This is a genomic window from Moorena sp. SIO2C4 (assembly GCF_010672485.1).
Lineage (GTDB): Bacteria > Cyanobacteriota > Cyanobacteriia > Cyanobacteriales > Coleofasciculaceae > Moorena > Moorena producens.
In genome coordinates this window covers 1-19,684 of record NZ_JAAHGN010000023.1, presented here as the reverse complement: position 1 = coordinate 19,684, position 19,684 = coordinate 1, and the positions used below count along the sequence as shown (strand labels likewise).

Sequence of the window (19,684 nt, the reverse complement as noted above, 5' to 3'; positions counted from 1 at the left end):
GAGGAAAACTTAATATCAAACAAATAACAATAATGTGCCATGCTAAGGTGTTGTTCGGGAAACCCACCTAATCCCTTTGACGTTTATGCAATCGCCAAATTCCCTACGTCGGACAAAGATTGTTGCCACAATTGGCCCTGCGAGCAATAGCCCAGATGTTCTCAAGGCACTAATTCAAGCTGGTGCCACCACTTTACGACTCAACTTTTCCCATGGCACCCATGAAGACCATCAGCGCAATATTCGCCTGATTCGCCAGACGGCCTTTGAACTCAATCAGCCTGTAGCGATCCTCCAAGACTTGCAAGGACCGAAAATTCGCTTGGGGCGGTTTGAAAACGGTTCCATTGTTGTCAACAATGGCGATCGCTTCACCTTAACCAGCAAATCGATGGTTGGTAAACAGGAAATCAGTTCAGTTACCTACGAACCCCTAGCGGACGAAGTGCCTGTGGGAGCCACCATCCTATTAGATGATGGCAAAGTTGAGATGCGGGTAGATAAGGTAGACCGAGAGGAACGAGCCTTGCACTGTACCGTTACCGTCGGTGGACCCCTCTCAAATAACAAAGGAGTTAACTTCCCTGGTGTCTACCTATCTATCAAAGCTCTGACCGATAAAGACCGACGAGATTTAATGTTTGGTTTGGATCAAGGTGTGGATTGGGTAGCACTCTCCTTTGTTCGTAATCCTCAGGACATCTTGGAAATCAAAGAACTGATTAACAGTGCTGGGAAGCAGGTACCCGTGGTTGCCAAAATTGAAAAGCATGAAGCCATTGAGCAAATGGAGGCAATTATCTCCCTGTGCGATGGAGTGATGGTTGCTCGGGGTGACTTAGGGGTAGAACTGCCAGCAGAGGATGTACCAATCTTACAAAAGCGACTGATTGCCTCAGCAAATCGACGGGGAATCCCAGTCATCACTGCCACTCAAATGTTGGACAGTATGGTTCACTCGCCCCGACCAACTCGTGCAGAAGTTTCTGATGTAGCTAATGCTATCCTTGATGGCACTGATGCAGTCATGCTCTCTAACGAAACAGCTGTTGGTAAATACCCAGTAGAAGCCGTAAAGACCATGGGCACGGTTGCGGTGCGCATTGAGCAAGAACAGATTATCGGTCATGCTCGTGACACCAGCCGCTCCATTCCCAATGCTATATCCCAAGCAGTTGGTCACATTGCCGAGCAGTTAGAGGCAGCAGCCATCATGACTCTGACTAAAACCGGTGCTACAGCGCGGAATGTTTCTAAATTCCGACCCCAGACTCCCATATTAGCAGTAACACCTCATGTAGATGTGGCTCGACAACTCCAGCTAGTTTGGGGGGTCAGACCTTTGTTAGTCCTCGATTTACCCTCAACTGGTCAGACCTTCCAAGCCGCAATCAGCGTGGCTCAGGAAAAACAGCTTCTAACAGAAAGAGATTTGGTCGTCATGACGGCTGGGACAATCCAAGGTGTGGCTGGGTCAACAGACTTAATTAAAGTAGAAGTAGTCAAAGCAGTTTTGGGTCAGGGAGTTGGTATTGGTCAGGGATCAGTAAGTGGTGTTGCTCGGGTGGCTGACACTGATGGTGATTTACCTAACTTCAACCACGGAGAAATCCTAGTGGCTCCTTCAACCAATGCCAAATTTGTGGAAGTCATTCGCAAGGCAGCAGGAATTATCACTGAGGAAGATAGTATAACTAGCCATGCAGCAGTGATTGGGTTACGCTTGGGTGTGCCAGTAATTGTGGGGGTGAATAATGCGACCCAATTGATTCGGGATGGGGCAATCTTGACTCTGGACACACAGCGGGGGTTAGTTTATTCTGGTACCCTTGGGGCTAGCCCCACTGACGGGTTACTAATGACTTGAATAAAATATACTATACCCATAACTATTGTCTATTTTGCTTTGGCTATTGCCTGGTTTGTATGTTCATGCTCAAGGGTCACTTAACTATCAAATAGTTTGTGGTAGTATTCGGCTACTAACTTAACCTGGTAGAGTCAATATTTGGAAATTAGTAAGTGGTAAGATCAAGTCCGGTTAATCACTTATAAAATGGTTAATACTATACTCATGAATTGTTAATTGTTAATTGTTAATTGTTAATTGTTAATTGTTAATTGTTGATTTGCCATTTTCAATTTTCAATTAACGAAAAACCCAGAATTATAAGTAGTCAACCGGACAGGATATTACTCATGACCGTAACTGTCCTGCTTTAAGCTTGTAGACTGATCAAAATTTATCATCAACACATCTTGGTTTTTACATCTTTAGTGCTTCGATTTCAGTGAGTAGGGATTGAGTTTCAATATGCTTCTGTCTCAGTTTCCCTGCCAAGATATTTTTTTGCTGATTTAGTTGTTGTTTTTCCATAGTCAGGCATTGATTTTCAGCCCTCTCCAACTCAAGTTGCCTTTCTAAGCATGCTTTATCCCATGCCAATTGTTTGTTTTGTCTTAGGAGTGATTTAACTTCCGTCTTGACTTGGTTTAGCTCCACAATTATTCCTTTGGTTTTCTGTACCATAAACTCCCAGGCTTGATAATCCCAATTTGAAGTTTCTGCTCCGCCATCAAGCTCTTCAAGAAAAGCCTGCTTTTCCAACTCCAGCCGTTCAACCCTCTCTTGCAGTGAGACATTTTTTTTATGCAACCTCCTTAAGGAGTTATTAACTACAATAAACTTATTGATTATCCCGATGATTTGCTGATGACTTTCTTTAAGTTCATAGTCCAGCCACTTGATTTTCTCATTAGCCAAATTTAGATCTTGTTCAATGGCTTCATAGTTATTGAAAATAAAAAAAAACCAATAAATTAATAAATTTTGGATTTGATTGCTATCTTTGATAGTATTGTTTTTGGGTTTATAATCATAAATTGCCAATAAAAACCAGCTGAATAACCAAAAAATGATACTTGAATTCATGAGACCTTCCTTGTCAAGTGATTACATCACTTTTAGCATCAACGTGACCTAGTACGACAACCGTGTAAATACATAATTGAGCTAACTGAGCTAACTCATTACAAAACTGATATTACGAGGAATTTAACCGAATTAGTGTATTTTGAAAAGCTCCTCTTGATAAAACAAAAATTTTTGACTGCTAGGCTTTTAGTCGGGATTGGTTAGTTAGCCCATCAACTAATACCAATTCTTCAAAGTAGAAGTTATAGATGCAGATGGTCAGATGGTCAGATGGTCAGAGGCTCAGATGCTCAGAGGCTTAGATGCTCAGATCAAACGAATGTGTAGCCATGTGAGCACTAAGAATTGGTATAACTTAAGAATTGGTATAACTTAAAAATTGGTAGAAGTACTGTATTAAAATTGGTAGAAGTACTGTATTAAGTATTCATACTGATACTAAGCTCGACTTAATGGATTTACGCACGATCCCTGGGATCGCAACTCCGTTAAACTCATAAGCCTTAGGCTTTTTGACTCTTGCAAGGTTACTAAGACACCCGATATGGCAAGAGTCTAGTGCTCTGTTTAAGGAAGGCTTAAGAAGTCAGCTTCCCGTTACTCGGTTTTTTTTATAAAGTTTTGTTTAATTAGCTTGACAAAAATAAAAAACAGCTGAAACTTTCCAAGACCGACCATCGTGAATTAACAGGGTGAACTCAAGGAACGATGTTGAAATTCTGCCCATGAAACTCTAACGTTTGGCTGGCTCAAGCTTGGAAGGCAACCGTCATCTGCGCGGAAAAGGAGCGGTTTGGCGAGGTTTGGTGTACAATTCCCGAGGATGTCTCTTAGGTTACCATCAAAACGTTGTGCAAACTAAGCAGTGTTAGGGTCTTGAGGACACTAATATAGATAGATAACACTGGTAACAAAGGCACCAAAGCCTTTAAGGATTAACGAAAGTGGGATCAGGGTCTCAAACATTGGCTTTCAGATGCTGTCTTAAGATCGACAAGATATCCATAGTCTATTCAAAGGGAGGTTGCCAGGTAACGTGGGAAGGAGATTTATGTGGGGCTCGGCTGTGGTAAGTTTGACCAAAGTACTGCTTGATCTCATTGACGTAGTCTTGAATATCCTCAGGTGGCAAGAAGGCAGCGGCGTTTTGAATTATCCAAGGAATTGCTCAGGGTAATGGTCGTATATCTTCTTATCTACCTACAAGATGAGACCTCTTTCGGATAAGATCATAAAACCCCTAAAATCAGTAAGTACTGCTTGAGAGGTTCTAGCTAAAAAGGCTGAGGAATATTTATATGAGCGAAATTTTCACTAAAGTTCAAGGCATCGTTTCAGAACAGTTGGACGTTGAGGCGGACCAGGTTAAGCCAGAATCCAGCTTTGCCAATGATCTGAACGCTGACTCCCTAGACACAGTTGAACTGGTAATGGCGTTAGAAGAAGCTTTCGATATCGAAATCCCTGATGAAGCGGCGGAAAAGATCGACACTGTTCAAAAGGCTGTGGATTACATTACAGAAAAAGTAGGAGCAGGAGCAGAAACTCCAGCTTGATCAGCCTGATTCATTACCGCAAGTTCTGCGTTCACGGTCGATAAGCCTAGTTTTAATGGCATGATGACAAACTTTGAGAAAAAACGGGTCGTTGTTACAGGTCTCGGTGCAATTACGCCGATAGGCAACACTGTGGCTGAGTACTGGGAAGGGTTGTTAAACGGACGCAATGGTATTGGTTTAATTTCCTTATTTGATGCCTCCAAGCACGCTTGTCGTATTGCTGGCGAGGTTAAGGGCTTTGATCCCCATGACTACATGAAGGGTAAGGAAGCAAAGCGTATGGACCGCTTTGCTCAATTTGCGGTTTCTGCCAGTAAGCAAGCATTAGCTGATGCCCAGTTTGAGATCAATGACCTGAACGCAGAACAGGTCGGTGTAATGATTGGCACTGGCATCGGTGGTCTGAAGGTACTGGAAGACCAGCAAACAGTTCTTATTAAACGTGGACCTGACCGCTGTAGTCCGTTTATGATCCCGATGATGATTGCTAACATGGCAGCTGGTCAGACAGGAATTCATACGGGAGCCAAGGGACCCAATAGTTGCCCAGTTACTGCTTGTGCCGCAGGGTCTAATGCCGTAGGTGATGCGTTTCGCTTAATCCAGCGAGGCTATGCCCAAGCCATGATTTGTGGCGGTGCTGAAGCGGCGGTGACTCCCCTAGCAATGGCTGGTTTTGCATCAGCACGAGCTTTATCTACTCGTAACGATACTCCTGAGTCAGCTTGCTGTCCTTTTGATATCGCTCGCAATGGCTTCGTGATGGGAGAAGGTTCTGGGATTGTGATCCTAGAGGAACTAGAACACGCCCTCAGTCGTGGGGCAAAAATTTATGCCGAAATCGTCGGCTATGGCATGACCTGTGATGCCCATCACATGACATCCCCTGTACCAGGTGGCGAAGGAGCAGCCAGGGCTATAGCACTGACGATGAAGGATGCTGGTTTGACGGCCGAACAGGTTAGCTACATCAATGCCCACGGGACTAGTACAGTTGCCAATGATAAAACTGAAACAGCAGCGATTAAAAAAGCTTTAGGAGACCATGCCTATAAAGTAGCAATTAGCTCCACCAAATCCATGACAGGTCATTTGTTGGGAGGGTCTGGTGGCATTGAAGCAGTGGCTTCAGTGATGGCAATTGCCCATGACCAGATTCCACCAACGATAAATTTGAACAACCCAGACCCTGAATGCGATTTGGATTACGTACCCAATTATAGTCGCCAGCAGATGGTAGAAGTAGTGCTATCCAATTCCTTTGGGTTCGGCGGTCATAATGTAACCCTAGCCTTCAAAAAATACCGGTAAAGTGGGAATAAAGTTTGAATGGTTAACGGCTTACTCCGTAGGAGAACCAAAAGGGTAGCCTTTATATTATGGTAGGCATTGGGTGAAGGTAGCTCAAGGAAAAAACTAGTAGTTACAACTACTAGTTAATGATACTTACTGAGTAACCCATATTCCCACGCTTTATGGATTGTTTTCATCCTTGATGCTTCATCTTACACTACCAGAGACGCTATCAGGCGAACATCCTTCATGCTTAGCCAATCCCTATCTCTTGCTGATTGATCCCGGTAATGGGATTATGAGAAAGTACCTTTGGGTCAACCGAGAGCCACCCTTGTTTGAACTCAGACAAATTATTGTTAGACCATAGTACACACATATCCATTAAACAGAAATTATGGCCGTTGCAACCCAGTCTCTCGAAGAACTTTGCATCAATTCCATCCGCTTCTTGGCGATTGATGCTGTAGAAAAGGCCAAGTCTGGTCATCCTGGGCTGCCCATGGGGGCGGCTCCTATGGCATTCGTGCTTTGGGACCGTTTTATGCGGTATAACCCCAAAAATCCCAATTGGTTCAACCGCGATCGCTTCGTCTTGTCGGCTGGTCATGGCTGTATGTTGCAATACGCCTTACTTTACCTAACTGGCTATGATGGTGTAACCATAGACGATCTTCAGCAGTTCCGCCAGTGGGAATCGGTTACACCTGGACACCCAGAAAACTTTGAAACCGATGGGGTTGAAGTAACTACTGGTCCATTGGGACAGGGAATTGCCAATGGTGTGGGTTTGGCAATGGCAGAAGCTCACTTAGCTGCTAGGTTCAACAAACCGGATGCTACCATTGTCGATCATTACACCTACGTCATCCTTGGTGATGGTTGCAACATGGAAGGGGTGTCTGGTGAAGCCTGTTCTTTAGCGGGTCACCTAGGACTTGGTAAACTCATCGCTCTCTACGATGACAACCATATTTCCATCGACGGCTCTACGGACTTAGCCTTTACTGAAGATGTGGGTAAGCGCTTTGAAGCGTATGGCTGGCACGTCCAACATGTAGAAAGTGGTAACACTGATCTCGAAGCTATCAATGATGCCATAGCAGCAGCCAAAGCCGTAACAGATAAGCCGTCTTTGATTAAGGTAACCACCACCATTGGCTATGGTTCTCCTAACAAAGCCAATTCACATGCTGTCCATGGTGCAGCTTTAGGTGGGGATGAAGTGGAGGCCACTCGCCAACACCTGGGATGGGAATATGAACCCTTTGTAGTTCCAGATGATGCTCTCAACCATTTACGGAAAGCTGTGGAACGGGGTACGGAAGCGGAAGCTGCCTGGAATCAAACCCTAGCTGATTACAAAACAAAGTATCCTGAACAAGCAGCAGAATTTGAGCAAATTACCAGTGGCCAACTCCCGGAAGGATGGGAAAAAGCCCTGCCCACCTACACGCCGGAAGACAAGGGAGTAGCAACCCGTAAACATTCTCAAGCCACTCTCAATGCACTCGCTCCCGTACTGCCTCAATTGATTGGTGGTTCCGCTGACCTTGCTCCCTCCAATCTCACTTTATTGAACATATCTGGGGATTTCCAGAAAGGGCAATATGAAAACCGGAACCTGCGCTTTGGCGTCCGGGAACATGGGATGGGGGCGATTTGCAATGGCATTGCCCTTCACAACTCTGGTTTGATTCCCTATGGAGCCACCTTCCTCATTTTCACCGACTATATGCGGGCAGCAATTCGCCTGTCGGCTCTATCAGAAGCTGGTGTAATTTGGGTAATGACCCACGACTCGGTAGCCTTAGGTGAAGATGGTCCGACACACCAACCTGTGGAAACCATTGCTTCCCTAAGGACTATACCAAATCTGGTAGTCCTTCGACCTGCTGATGGCAACGAAACCTCTGGGGCTTATAAGGTAGCTATTGAGCGTCGTAATGCTCCAACTCTCATCGCCTTTACCCGACAAGGTCTACCTAACCTAGCTGGTAGTTCCATTGAAGCCGCGACCAAAGGGGCTTACGTCCTCTCGGACAGCGATGGCACTCCTGACATTATCCTGATTGGTACTGGTAGCGAAGTGTCACTGTGTGTCCAAGGGGCTGAGAAGTTGCGAGAGGAAGGTAAGAAAGTCCGTGTTGTCTCCATGCCAAGCTGGGAACTTTTTGAAGCCCAGGATGAAGCCTATCGGGAATCCGTCTTGCCCAAAGCAGTGACTAAGCGCCTCGGGGTCGAAGCTGGTGTCAGCTTTGGTTGGTGCCGTTACTTGGGTACCGAGGGTGATATGATTAGCATTGATCGCTTTGGTGTTTCTGCTCCCGGTGGCGTCGCTATGGCGAAGTTTGGTTACACGGTTGAAAATGTAGTCGCTAAAGCCAAAGCATTGTTGGGATAATTAACCCAATATAATCCCTAATTCTACCTAACTCAGCTAGGGGCAACATTTCCCTGGTCATGGCAAGGCAAGACTAATCCTTGTTCTAGTGCCAGAGGGAACAAGGGAGAGGAGAAACTCTCCCTTACCTCGACCACCACCAGGGCTGTTTGGTTTTCCGTTACCCCTTAGGCCATTAGCCAAAAGGGGTAAAGCCTGACTTCACCCTTTTGGCAACGTCAGTCCTGATCACGGCAACCTTGTATATTGGAGTATCGCTAAGATATACTTGGATATACTTGATCATGAGCCAGTAGACCATGACCTGTCAAAATCTCATAGCCAAACAGATCAACACAGACAGTGGTCAGAACTATTTGCGTCTATCTGTTTTTGGGAAAACTCAAAATCTATTTAGACAATCTGGTACTCATTGCGCCAGGTTTCAAGACTCTTCCTACCCAAGCAGATGAATAGGCCATGGGTTATGCTGGAGGAGATTCACTTTGAGACCTTTGAGACCATCCCTTAACCTGGTTGACCTGGGATGCCGACTCAGTTGGCACACGAGTAGCCAAGGCGTTTTTAATGGGATTAGCAAAGTACCTTGGAGAACGTTGAACACGCTGGGCTAGTGTTAACAGCACATAGATGGTGATTAAGTAGCCAGTAGCTAGCAGGGGGATCATTAACGACATATCAATGTATAACATAAGAGTGAACAAGAGACAGATAGATGCAACGTTCTATAGAAATCTGCGGCAAAGCCATCCTAAAACCATATAGTTCTAGGATCTGGTTGCGGATAATCAGGTATGGGATACAGGTGTTTACTGCAGTTGACCGTAACCACCCTCGCCTAGCTAACTCCTGATCTTAAGGTGAGAATCATCTCAACTCAGGCTCCCGATTAGGCAACTTTTGGTGGTTATGTCTGGTTTACAACAAGTTGACTCAGTAGAGAGACTGAGAGATATCAGTAGAGATCCTGAGACATAGATGGGATAGAGAGGCTTGTCTTGCCTAAGCCTACTTCTTGGCTATGGTGGGATCACCGAATTTAACTCTCCCCTTACCACGTTTGTTTGGAATTCAGTATGTTAAATCTTTAAAACCCTCAATTATCAGGATAGCACAAAAATCCTGGGTAGCCATACCGAGATCGGTACAGACTTAACAAGTCTATACAATTCCTCAAATTTCCTTCCAGTTATGCCATAAACTCAACAAAATTTTCCTATCGGGGACGGTTAGCTTAGAATTAAGAAAGAAATATGTAAACTTTCGTAACTAACTTCTGAGTCGGCTGATCACATGACCTCAGTGACCTCCCTTTTTGCTTCGGTAGAAGCAGATCTGTATCTATTGAGTGAAAACTTAAAAAACCTGATTGGTGCCAGTCACCCAATCTTATACGCTGCAGCTGAACACTTATTCGGAGCTGGGGGAAAGCGGTTACGACCAGCCATTGTATTGTTGGTCTCACGGGCAACGATAACCAACTCCAAGATTACTCCACGTCATCGCCGTCTAGCAGAAATTACTGAGATGATTCACACGGCTTCTCTGGTGCATGATGACGTGATAGACGAGTCAGATGTACGCCGGACGGTGCCCACTGTTAATAGCTTGTTCAATAACCGAATCGCTGTGCTAGCTGGTGACTTTCTGTTTGGTCAATCGGCTTGGTATCTGGCTAATCTGGATAACTTAGAGGTAGTTAAGCTGCTCTCTGAAGTGATTAAAGATATGGCAGAGGGAGAAATCCAACAAGGACTGAGTCGATTTGACACCACGACAACTATAGAAGGCTACTTGGCAAAGACTTATAACAAGACAGCTTCACTGATGGCTAATAGTGCTAAAGCAGCGGGATGCCTAAGTGGTGTTTCAGATCAGGTAGCCGAAAATTTATATCACTATGGACGTAATTTGGGGTTGGCGTTTCAGATTGTAGATGATATTCTAGACTTTACAGCTTCCACAGATGTGTTAGGTAAGCCCGCAGGGTCAGATTTAGTAAGTGGAAACCTCACAGCACCAGTTTTATTTGCCCTCGAAGAAAAACCCTACCTAGAGGTGCTCATAGAGCGAGAGTTTGCCCAGCCGGAGGATAAAGAACAAGCCTTGGCACTGGTCAGGGATAGTAAAGGAATTCAGCGATCGCGGGAAATGGCTGCCAAATATGCTCAGGCAGCAGTTAAAAATATATCAGTGTTGAAACCCTCAGAATCCAAACAAGCTCTGATTGATCTGAGCGACTATGTCTTGAGTCGCTTATACTAGAACCTTGGGTATACTAGAACATTGGAGATTGTACTCTAAGCATGGTTTGGCATGGGTAATCGGTAATGGATAATCGGTAATGGCTCAGGAGTAATGACAATTACCAATTATCTTTTTCCTGATTACCAAAGCCTTAAAATACTAATGCTGAAAATACTGATGCTGTGTAGGTACGCAGTTTTAGTGCATTACTCCAGATCAACCTGATTTATCGAATTGGGGAGTTTGAGGGGAAAGTGCGATTCGTTGGCTATAAACCTTATCCCACAAGGATTTGGGGGAATAGTCGCTAGGTCAGGAAACTGAACCATGACAACTTGATAACCATGATGGTGAAAATCCATCCGGAGGCGAAACCTTAGAATAGTGGTTTGAAGTTACCGTAAGAATTTTGAAGCCTTATTCCATGAGTTTTATCCCTTTTACCCATAGCCTGTCGCCTATAAAGGCTTCAAAATTCTAAGGTTTCATCTCCGGCCTTATTTCATATAACTTAAACTCATAACTCACAGACTGTCGCGCATTTCGGCGACCCTATTCTTACGGTAACTTCAAACCCTCGCGAAATCCGAGTGACAGCCCTACCCTGATTCATAGGAAGTAACACACCTATGGATTAATGCAAGGGTCGAACAGTGAAGCACTGCAAGCCAAAAAATGGTGTTAGTAACAGGCAAGGGACTCATGGGTACGAATAGGAAGATACGTTTAAATCATCGTTACAAACACGTAGCGAAATAAGGCTGATACGCTACCGACAAAACGTCAATGGAATAAAGATTATAGATTTTTCCCTCTATAACGATTTACCACAATATTCCCGGTGAATAGTATCGCCCTAAAAGTCCGCAGAATGGTTATCAGGAACGAATTAACCCTCACATGTACTCTCAGGAAGGTCGAATATTCTGAGTAGGTAGTTAGCCGCAAGTCATGTGGGGGCGAGATTGAGCTCAGTTGCCAATGCTTAGAGTAATATCTAGGATATGCTGACGGACTCACGTTATAGGAAATGGTGTAGTTGTAAGTAGTAATGAAAATGCCCAATACTCGGGGTTTTTCCCCAAAGTCGGAATGGAATAAGGTTAACTGGCGAAAGCTAGAAAAGACTTTATTTAAGTTACAAAAACGAATATACCGAGCCTCACAACGTGGTGATGTCCGCGTGGTTAGAAAGCTGCAAAAGACTCTGATGAAATCCTGGGACGAAACCTTAGAGAGGGTCGCCTTAATTCATATAACTTAAAACTATTACCTATAACCTGTCGCGCTCAATGGCGACCCTCTCTTACGGTAACTTCAAGGACAGCCAAAATGATTGCGGTCAGGCGAGTTACCCAGGAGAACAAAGGTAAAAAGACTGCCGGAATAGACGGGATTAAAACTTTAACCAATAAGCAGCGTCTCGCCTTAGTAGCCAAAATTAAAGTCTCCACAAAGGCACAACCCACCAGAAGAGTATGGATTCCCAAACCCGGACGGACGGAAAAACGCCCATTAGGTATCCCAACCATATATGACCGTGCTCTACAGGCACGCGGCCATTCAGGCTCTTGAACCTGAATGGGAAGCAAAATTTGAACAAGACCGTGAGACGCATTCCCCCACCTGGCCGCAGGCCACGCTACGCGAACGCTCAGGTTTTGAAGTTACCGTAAGATAGGGTCGCCTTATTAAAAAAGATTTAAACCTTTTCTGCATAGCCTGCTGACTATAAAGGCGACCCTATCTAAGAGGATATCTCCCAAGTTTTTTGATACTGAATTTTGCCCCCCTGACCCCCCAACTTTGGGGGGAACAAGAGTCAATTTGCTTCTAAAAGTCCCCCAGAATTGGGGGACCAACGGGGGCTTGGATGTAGCAAATGAGACTTCTCAGACAACCTCTTAGACGAAAACCCGTGAATCTTGGGGATAACTAAAGTAAATTACCCGGTTTTAGCAAACCATGTAGCTACTTTCCAAACACCTTATTAGAAGAGATAGAGTATTTTACTGCATCTACCACATTAGCGGTTGGGATGCAATCTTAACCTAAGTACTAACCTGATGAAAAATCATTTATCTAACTTAAAAGTGGTTAGAAACCTCAAGCCTACTCAGCTTGGTCTAGCAGTAACCACTTTCGCTGCCCTAGGATTTACCATGTCTGTGCCTGCAGAAGCAGGAGAATTCCGCACCATTAATGGATTGAACAACAACCCCAATGACCCGACATTGGGTGAAGCCGAAACACCACTACTTCGGCTCCTGACTCCTGCTTACGAGGATGGCTTTAACGCACCAAGAATAACCGGTCCCACCGGCAATGTTCTGCCTAACCCTCGTGACATTAGCAATACCATTGTGCGCCAGACTGAATTCGTGCCTAATTTCCTCCGGGCCAGCGACTGGATCTGGCAGTGGGGGCAGTTGATTGATCACGACTTTGCTCTGAATGAGGGAGGGGAAAATAGCCCACCAGAGGATTTCATCCCCATCCCAATTAACCCGATTGACATTGCCACTCGTCGTCGAGATCCACTTGGAGAATCTGCTACTTCTATACCCTTTATTAGGGTTCCTGCAGCTGAAGGGACTGGCACTGGGCTTGGCAATCCGCGCCAGCAGATCAACGAGCTGACTTCTTTTATTGATGGTTCACAGGTCTACGGATCTGATCAAGTGCGGGCGGAATTTTTACGTACTAATGACGGTACTGGAAAGCTCAAGAGCCAGATTATCAATGGTGAAGAGCTACTACCTTTCAACACTGCCGGATTGCCTAATAGTAACACTAGGGGTGCTGGAGCATTACCACCAGAACAGTTGTTCATCGCTGGGGATATTCGTACCAACGAACAAATTGGCTTAACCGCAGCTCACACTTTGATGGTGCGAGAGCACAATCGTCTGGCTGAAGAACTTAGTGAAAAAATTGACGCTGGCGACCCGGTGATTTTGGAGAAGTTAGAAGAGTCAGGACTTGAGAAAGGCGACTTTATCTACGAATCAGCTCGTAAGGTTGTCGGGGCTCAGATTCAGGTGATCACATACAATGAATTCCTACCGCTGTTCATTGGCGATAGCCTTTTGGAGGATTACTCTGGCTACGATCCCACCGTTGACCCCAGTGTCAGTCAAGAATTTACCAATGCTAACTTCCGCGTTGGCCACACTCTTCTGTCGGAAAATCTTCAGCGTATTAATAATAACGGCGATTCCGTCGGAAGTATCTCCCTTGGTGATGCTTTCTTCAATCCCCAAGAAGTGATTGATAACGGTGTCGATTCACTGTTTTTGGGTTTAGCGTCCCAGGTCGCTGAAGAGGTTGACAATCAGATAGTGGACGGGGTGCGGAACCTCCTTGCCCCGAATGGTAGCGGTCAAGGCTTTGACCTCGCTTCACTCAATATTGCGCGAGGAAGGGAAGTTGGCCTTCCCGGCTACAATCAGGCTCGTATCGAACTCGGTCTGGATCCGGTCACTGGCTTCTTGACCACCGACACCGAACTTGGCATTACTTCTGACCCAGAAATAGCAACTCTATTTGAAAAAATCTACCAGTCTGTAGACGATGTGGATTTCTGGATTGGAGGAATATCCGAGGACTCCTTCAACGGTGGATTGGTCGGTGAACTATTCAATAGCTTCATCTCAGACCAGTTCATCCGCGTACGGGATGGTGACCGCTTCTTTTACCTCAACGATCTCGAGCATCTGTTGGCTTTGGATCCAGATCTAGAAAGCACTACCCTCTCAGGCATTATTCGCCGGAACTCAAGCATTACCAACATCCAGGATAATGCTTTCGTTGTCCCAGAAGACGTGCCCGAACCTAGCAGCATCCTTGGCTTAGTTACACTCCTAGGTTTAGCAGCTATAGGGCAGCGCTCAGGAAATAAGAAATAGGGAATAGGGAATAGGAAAAGAAAAGTGCCCGGGCGCGGGGCCCGGGCACGGAGAGTGTAATTTGATTTCCGGTTATACTGATTTTCTAGCAGTTCTCATAGTAATGAGGTACACAGACTTTTTTCCCTATTACCATCTTGATCCAGTATTCCCGTCTTGATGCAGTCGCTACATAGGAGAAACCTCCTGATGAAGGCGCTGCATCGCTACTCACTAAAATCAAATACTTGTCTACTTCACCTATTTGAGAACTGCTATACTTATCTAGTGTTGTTAATCAAGAATGGAAAATTCAAAATTGTCAATGGTCAATTGGCAAAGGAATTTACGCGAATCTGTTAAGACTCTGACGCCAGCGGCTACCCAACCATAACAACCCACCGATAGCAAGTAATCCTCCAGTAGTAGAAGATTCTGGCACCTTCTCGACTTTGATACGTGCTATCTGGTAGCCATCCACTGTGAAGTCAGCTTCAGCAAACGCCGGAGTTGATAAGATTGGTCCACCTGGGATAAAACCTGGATGGAGGGTAACTACTCCGTTTTCTGGTGTACCGGTATCAGGAATACTTTGACCGAAGAAGGCAGTAGTGCTCTGCTGCTCGTCGTTAACTTCTGTACCCGCATCCAGAACTTGAGAACCAAGAATGGTAAAGTCAGCTCCAGTGAAATTACCTTCTTCATCAAAAATTTCAAAAGCCAAGGGGTTGCCATTAGCAATGAAAGCATCATTACTGGGGAGAATCATGGCCGCGTAGCTGAAGTAACGGCTAGTAGAATCTACAGTAAATGTGGCTTTGGTAATATCTCCGGAAGCAACTGGACCATTTGGACCAGGAACTACCCCATCAACTGAACCTGCACCGCTAGCGAAAAACTCTTGACTAAGAACTGCTGCATTGCCATCCTCAGCAATACGCTCCAGTCCTGGTGAAGCTGCTTGATCCCGATCATAAATATCAAAGGAACCATTATGAAAACCAACCCAGACTGGAGTAAATAAGGTGCCGTTTTCCGGTGCCAGGCTTTCAATTGTTACCTTGAGGGTAGCTGCGGTTGCGCTAGATGCCATGGCTAGTGTAGAGGTTACCGTAACCATGGTGGCGATTTTGAGTGATTTAATAATTGGATGCTTCATGGTGATCGTGATCAATTAGATCAATATGGTAGATGTGTCTTTGAGTGTGTTACTCAACTATCTATGTAGCGACTTTAGCCTAGACTTAATCAGCTAAGTGTTCAAAACCCATTTTGCTGGCACCGAATCAAGTGAAGACTCCTAGGTTAGTAGCTCGATTAATATTATTGGTTTCTTGGTTGAGTTGTTCCTGATAATTTGCTGATAATTTGCTGATAATTTTGGTTATTATGTACCTGTTATGCTTATGTACCTGTTATGCTTATGTGATAGCAATCAAGTCAAATTAAAACAATCATGTACTAATAAATAAGTTTTTCGATGCTTACGGAGCTACTTCGCTACATTGCTACTCCCTGCTCCGAACGCGCCCCGCGTGGCCGACGGCCTCATTCCCTACTCCCTACTCCCATTAACCCAGGACCAGGTAACTCACCTATTTGAGAACTGCTATATAGTTACTCACCACAACAGGTTAGTGACCACAGTACTAAGGTCAATGGGGTAGGAAACTAACCTCTAGTTAACTTGCCACCAACGCCATAACCCTGTACAATAATTCCATCGGTTCAATCGGTTTATATAAGTAATCATCCACTACTTCCATCATCTCTTGTTGCTCTATGTTTGGCAGGCTCGGAATCGTCAAAGCCAGAATTTTTACCTCACTAGTTGTGGAGGATTGACGCAGCCATTGAGTCATTTCGTAACCCTCCCTAGTTGGTAACTGCCAATCGATAATTATAGTTTGGGGCTTAAGAAAAGCAATTTGTTTGATGGCAGTGGAAGCATCGATCAGCCAAATTACTTTATAGCCTGCTGCGGTCAAAATCTCGCAAATTAGGGTAGCAATCTCTTCTTGGTTTTCCACTAGGGCCACAGTGCCTTGAGCTTTGAGAGTTAGGTTGGACTTTGGCAGGACTTTTCCTGAAGTAGCTGGTGCTATGGGTTGATTGGGTAACCAAACTGTAAAACAAGACCCCTCTGCCACTACCGATTCCACCTCAATTTTGCCCCTATGGAGTTCGATTAGCTGTTTGGTTAAGGCTAACCCCAAGCCAGTTCCTTCATACTTGCGACGGTAGGGGGTTTCTAGCTGCTGAAACTTTTGAAACAGTAATGGTAACTGGTCTTGGGCAATACCAATGCCTGTATCTTCCACTTGAAACACTACTAAGTGGTTTTCTGGCCAGACCCGTAGGATTACTTTACCCCCCTCTGGGGTAAATTTAATCCCATTACTTAAAAGGTTAAACAAAATCTGTTTAACCCGCCGTTGGTCTGCAGAAAAACAGTCCCTTTCTGGTGGCACTCGCCAATCTAGCTGTAGAGTCACCTGCTGTTGGTAGGCTTGTTCGTTTAGGCTACTCAACAGCTGATTGGCTAGCTTACTTAAGGAAAATTTGCTGATAGTCAGGACTAACTTTCCTGCCTCAACCTGAGACAAATCTAGAATATCGTTGATCAGTTCTAGCAGGTGTTGCCCATTTTCCTGGATAGTTTTTAAATAGCGCTGTTGCTTTTCTACAGGTAATCTTTGGGAACTGTCCTGACCAAAACACCAGCGCAAGAGTGTAGCTGCCATCCCAATTACGCAGGTCAGAGGGGTGCGCAATTCATGGCTCATGGTAGCTAGAAACTCACTCTTAGCAAGATTGGCTGCTTGAGCAGCTTGCAAGGCATCCCGGAGTGCTTGGGTACGCTCAATTACCCGTTGTTCAAGGGTGTTGTTTTGCTGCTGCACTTGGGCGTATAACTTCGCTTGATAGATTGCAACGGCTAGGTGTTCAGCAATTGCTTGGAGAAAGTTTTTTTCACTGTCCTGCCATCGTCTTGGCTCCAAACACTGATGGGCAATTAGTAGCCCCCACAGGTTGTTTTCGACAATAATTGGTGCGACTAACTTGGCTCGTACTTGATGTCGATGCAACAGTTTAAGTAAGCAATTATGGGTATTATAGGTTCGATCAACATCATCAACAGCAACCGTTGACCCTCGCTGATATTTATGTGTAGAGTTCGGTACATGGGTTAAGCATTCCTCCTGCTCAATCACATTCAGCACTGATGGGATAGCATCGGAGGCTTTAGCTTCGTAGGTAATACAACCCCAGCCTAATTCAGTGGCAGCAGCAGGTGCTGGCTCTACTGGTGTGAGACTAGAGGTGTAAGGGAAATCAAATTGATAGATTACTAATCGGTCTACTTCTAGGAAGTGTCGTACCCGTTCAACTGCTGTGGTGAGGATAAGGGGTAACTCTTGACTTTGACGGATTTGACTGGTCACCTGATTGAGCAATCGCTCTTGCTCAACCTGCTGGTGTAGTGCTTCTGCTACGGGTTGACAAATAGACCCATAGGGATAAGCTGGCTCTACTAATGGTGGAACATCGGTGTTGTAGTTATCCGTGTTGTAGTCACACAGAATATCAATTAATGATAGGGTAAATTCGCTCTGGATAGCTGGATTATTGGGTTTGAGGGAGGCCCCGGCCCTATTGATTAGGTTGAGAACATCCTCAGAGGTTTCAAATTTTGATGGTGAGGTTAGGTAGGAGTCTTTGAGATGGGTAAGAAAGTTTGCGATCGCATCCGGAGCGAAGGTCAATCCCACTTGGTACAGTCTGATCAGAGAGTCATACCCAGTTACGGTCTCCGGTTGTGCTTCCCCCCACAGTAGACAACTGAACTGTTCTGATCCGATCAGGGTAAACCTCTGGCTCTGAGCCTCAGTAATCACCCTCTGATTTACCAACAGATCCGACTTTAGGAGTATTGCCTCTTCGCCCAAAGTTGACTTCATATCGTCTAATCGCTGATCCAGACGCTCGAACACAGCCCAGGGCAAAATTCTGAGGAATTTTGAATTACTAAATAATTTGGTAGGTGGAATTAACGATAACACCTGCTGCTTGGTCAGCTAACTTGCCTGAATGGTGTGGATAGTAGCTTCTTTGATAGTAGTTTATTTTTGTCCACCTGCTGATAAGTATTCTCCTATTTTACCACATTCTAGCTTGGCGTGCATTGTGCTACGTGTGCTACGTGTTGTACGTGTTTTAAGCGTGGTAAGTGTGGTAACCAGGCGCGGGGAGAGGGGATAAGTAGTTGGTTTGGTGGATTAATAACGCATCAAACTAAATTGCGATGCTCCTTGGCCTTTGGGCCACGCTACGCGAAGGTCGCCGCTACGCGAAGGCACTAGCTTTTTAGGAAGGTTTAACATCAGGAATAAGGAGTAAAAATGGCATAGCATAGATAAATCAATCAGATTAACAGTGATCAGACATGAAATCCAGAAGAAAGATTAACTCAAGTAGAGAACTTGTTAGAAACAGCAGCACGATACATTAATCGGCACTCTCAGACCATTGACCTAAGGTCACGCTACGCGAACGAGCAAAATCAAGCAGACATCACTCAATTACGAGTTTCTCTGAATGAGACCTTAAGATTGTTTTCCGAGTTGGCCACCTATCAACGTCAAAGTCAAGAGGAGATTATTCAAAATCAAGAGGAGATTCGTCAAAGTCAAGAAGAGATTATTCAAAATCAACAAGAAATACGACGGATTTGGGAATATTTATTAAATCAAAGCGGTAATGGACGCTCAGGGAATTAAATCTCTAGGGTTTTACCACTGCTTGGGTGCGTTATTAACCGATATTGAACTCAGGTGTAACCTTGATTTGGATTTTGGCTGGTTCATTCTGCATCAATCCCATCCCACAGCTGTGAAACAGGAAGTGTATTCCCTGTCATGGCTTCTTGCCATCCTTGACGAAAGCTTTCTTCTGCCGTATTCTGTGTAACACTCTCACGAAACAGACGAACTATCTGCAACAAATTGGGTAAGTATTCTTGGGGAGTTTGCTGTATTTCCTCAATAACTTGTTCCAGTATTTCTGTGGTAGTAGCGTTATCAGCTACAAAATTTTTGTCTGTCATTATCCTACCTTAAAGTTAGCAACACTTTGATTACTATAGCAGTTCTCAATTGGGTTAGGTACTTTCGTAATCGACAGTAGGGAGTAGGGAGTAGGGATAATAGTGTGGGGAGAGGCGGGAGAGAGGAGATAGAATAATTAGTTGTTAGGGTGGGTTAATAACACACCAAATTTAAACGCGATGTTCCGTTCGCGAACGCACTAAATTTTTAGTAAAAATTGACTTCAGTAATAATGATAAAAAAAAGAATAT

13 protein-coding genes and 1 pseudogene are annotated in these 19,684 nt (G+C 44.8%); 9 read left to right on the top strand and 5 right to left on the bottom strand.

The genetic code is table 11. The features are described 5' to 3' along the window. The first annotated feature begins 85 nt into the window (after positions 1-85). Positions 86-1,867 (top strand): pyruvate kinase, encoded by a 1,782-nt coding sequence (pyk, locus tag F6K20_RS02700; protein ID WP_287267789.1) that lies wholly within the window; start codon positions 86-88, stop codon positions 1,865-1,867. 399 nt (positions 1,868-2,266) lie between these two features. On the opposite strand, the gene F6K20_RS02695 is transcribed toward pyk, so the two are convergent. Continuing rightward, entirely contained in the window at positions 2,267-2,932 is a 666-nt protein-coding gene (locus F6K20_RS02695) for a hypothetical protein (protein WP_008184689.1), read from the bottom strand. 1,295 nt (positions 2,933-4,227) lie between these two features. Here F6K20_RS02695 and acpP point away from each other — a divergent pair. From acpP to tkt, 4 genes are all read left to right on the top strand, one after another. Further along, entirely contained in the window at positions 4,228-4,491 is a 264-nt protein-coding gene (gene acpP, locus F6K20_RS02690) for an acyl carrier protein (protein ID WP_131827125.1), read from the top strand. A gap of 63 nt (positions 4,492-4,554) precedes the next feature. Beyond that, positions 4,555-5,805, top strand: a complete 1,251-nt coding sequence (gene fabF, locus F6K20_RS02685) for a beta-ketoacyl-ACP synthase II (protein ID WP_044493297.1) — start codon at positions 4,555-4,557, stop codon at positions 5,803-5,805. A gap of 184 nt (positions 5,806-5,989) precedes the next feature. Beyond that, positions 5,990-6,157 (top strand): hypothetical protein, encoded by a 168-nt coding sequence (locus F6K20_RS02680; RefSeq protein ID WP_193431480.1) that lies wholly within the window; start codon positions 5,990-5,992, stop codon positions 6,155-6,157. A gap of 27 nt (positions 6,158-6,184) precedes the next feature. After that, positions 6,185-8,191 (top strand): transketolase, encoded by a 2,007-nt coding sequence (gene tkt, locus F6K20_RS02675; protein ID WP_008184696.1) that lies wholly within the window; start codon positions 6,185-6,187, stop codon positions 8,189-8,191. Positions 8,192-8,655: 464 nt separating this feature from the next. Here the strand turns inward: tkt and F6K20_RS02670 are convergent, their stop codons facing one another. After that, positions 8,656-8,883 (bottom strand): hypothetical protein, encoded by a 228-nt coding sequence (locus F6K20_RS02670; RefSeq protein WP_131827124.1) that lies wholly within the window; start codon positions 8,881-8,883, stop codon positions 8,656-8,658. A 601-nt stretch (positions 8,884-9,484) separates the two neighbouring features. On the opposite strand from F6K20_RS02670, the gene sds reads away from it, so the two are divergent. The 3 genes and pseudogenes from sds to F6K20_RS02655 all read left to right on the top strand — a co-directional run bounded on the left by sds (position 9,485) and on the right by F6K20_RS02655 (position 14,346). After that, positions 9,485-10,456, top strand: a complete 972-nt coding sequence (gene sds, locus F6K20_RS02665) for a solanesyl diphosphate synthase (RefSeq protein WP_008184698.1) — start codon at positions 9,485-9,487, stop codon at positions 10,454-10,456. 1,033 nt (positions 10,457-11,489) lie between these two features. Continuing rightward, positions 11,490-12,038, top strand: a pseudogene (locus tag F6K20_RS02660) (reverse transcriptase N-terminal domain-containing protein); the annotation flags it as partial. A 466-nt stretch (positions 12,039-12,504) separates the two neighbouring features. Continuing rightward, positions 12,505-14,346: a peroxidase family protein gene (locus F6K20_RS02655; protein WP_287265719.1), complete on the top strand. Its 1,842-nt coding sequence runs from the start codon at positions 12,505-12,507 to the stop codon at positions 14,344-14,346. A gap of 325 nt (positions 14,347-14,671) precedes the next feature. On the opposite strand, the gene F6K20_RS02650 is transcribed toward F6K20_RS02655, so the two are convergent. Further along, positions 14,672-15,484 carry a spondin domain-containing protein gene (locus tag F6K20_RS02650; protein WP_287265721.1) on the bottom strand — a complete coding sequence of 271 codons (813 nt, stop codon included), beginning with the start codon at positions 15,482-15,484 and terminating at the stop codon, positions 14,672-14,674. Between the two features lie 523 nt (positions 15,485-16,007). Next, entirely contained in the window at positions 16,008-18,332 is a 2,325-nt protein-coding gene (locus F6K20_RS02645) for a hybrid sensor histidine kinase/response regulator (RefSeq protein WP_287293601.1), read from the bottom strand. Positions 18,333-18,809: 477 nt separating this feature from the next. Between F6K20_RS02645 and F6K20_RS02640 the strand changes: the two genes are divergently transcribed. Further along, complete coding sequence (locus tag F6K20_RS02640; protein ID WP_287265724.1) at positions 18,810-19,106, top strand: hypothetical protein; 297 nt, start codon at positions 18,810-18,812, stop codon at positions 19,104-19,106. Between the two features lie 83 nt (positions 19,107-19,189). On the opposite strand, the gene F6K20_RS02635 is transcribed toward F6K20_RS02640, so the two are convergent. Then, positions 19,190-19,432: a hypothetical protein gene (locus F6K20_RS02635; RefSeq protein ID WP_287265726.1), complete on the bottom strand. Its 243-nt coding sequence runs from the start codon at positions 19,430-19,432 to the stop codon at positions 19,190-19,192. Positions 19,433-19,684: the final 252 nt, after the last annotated feature.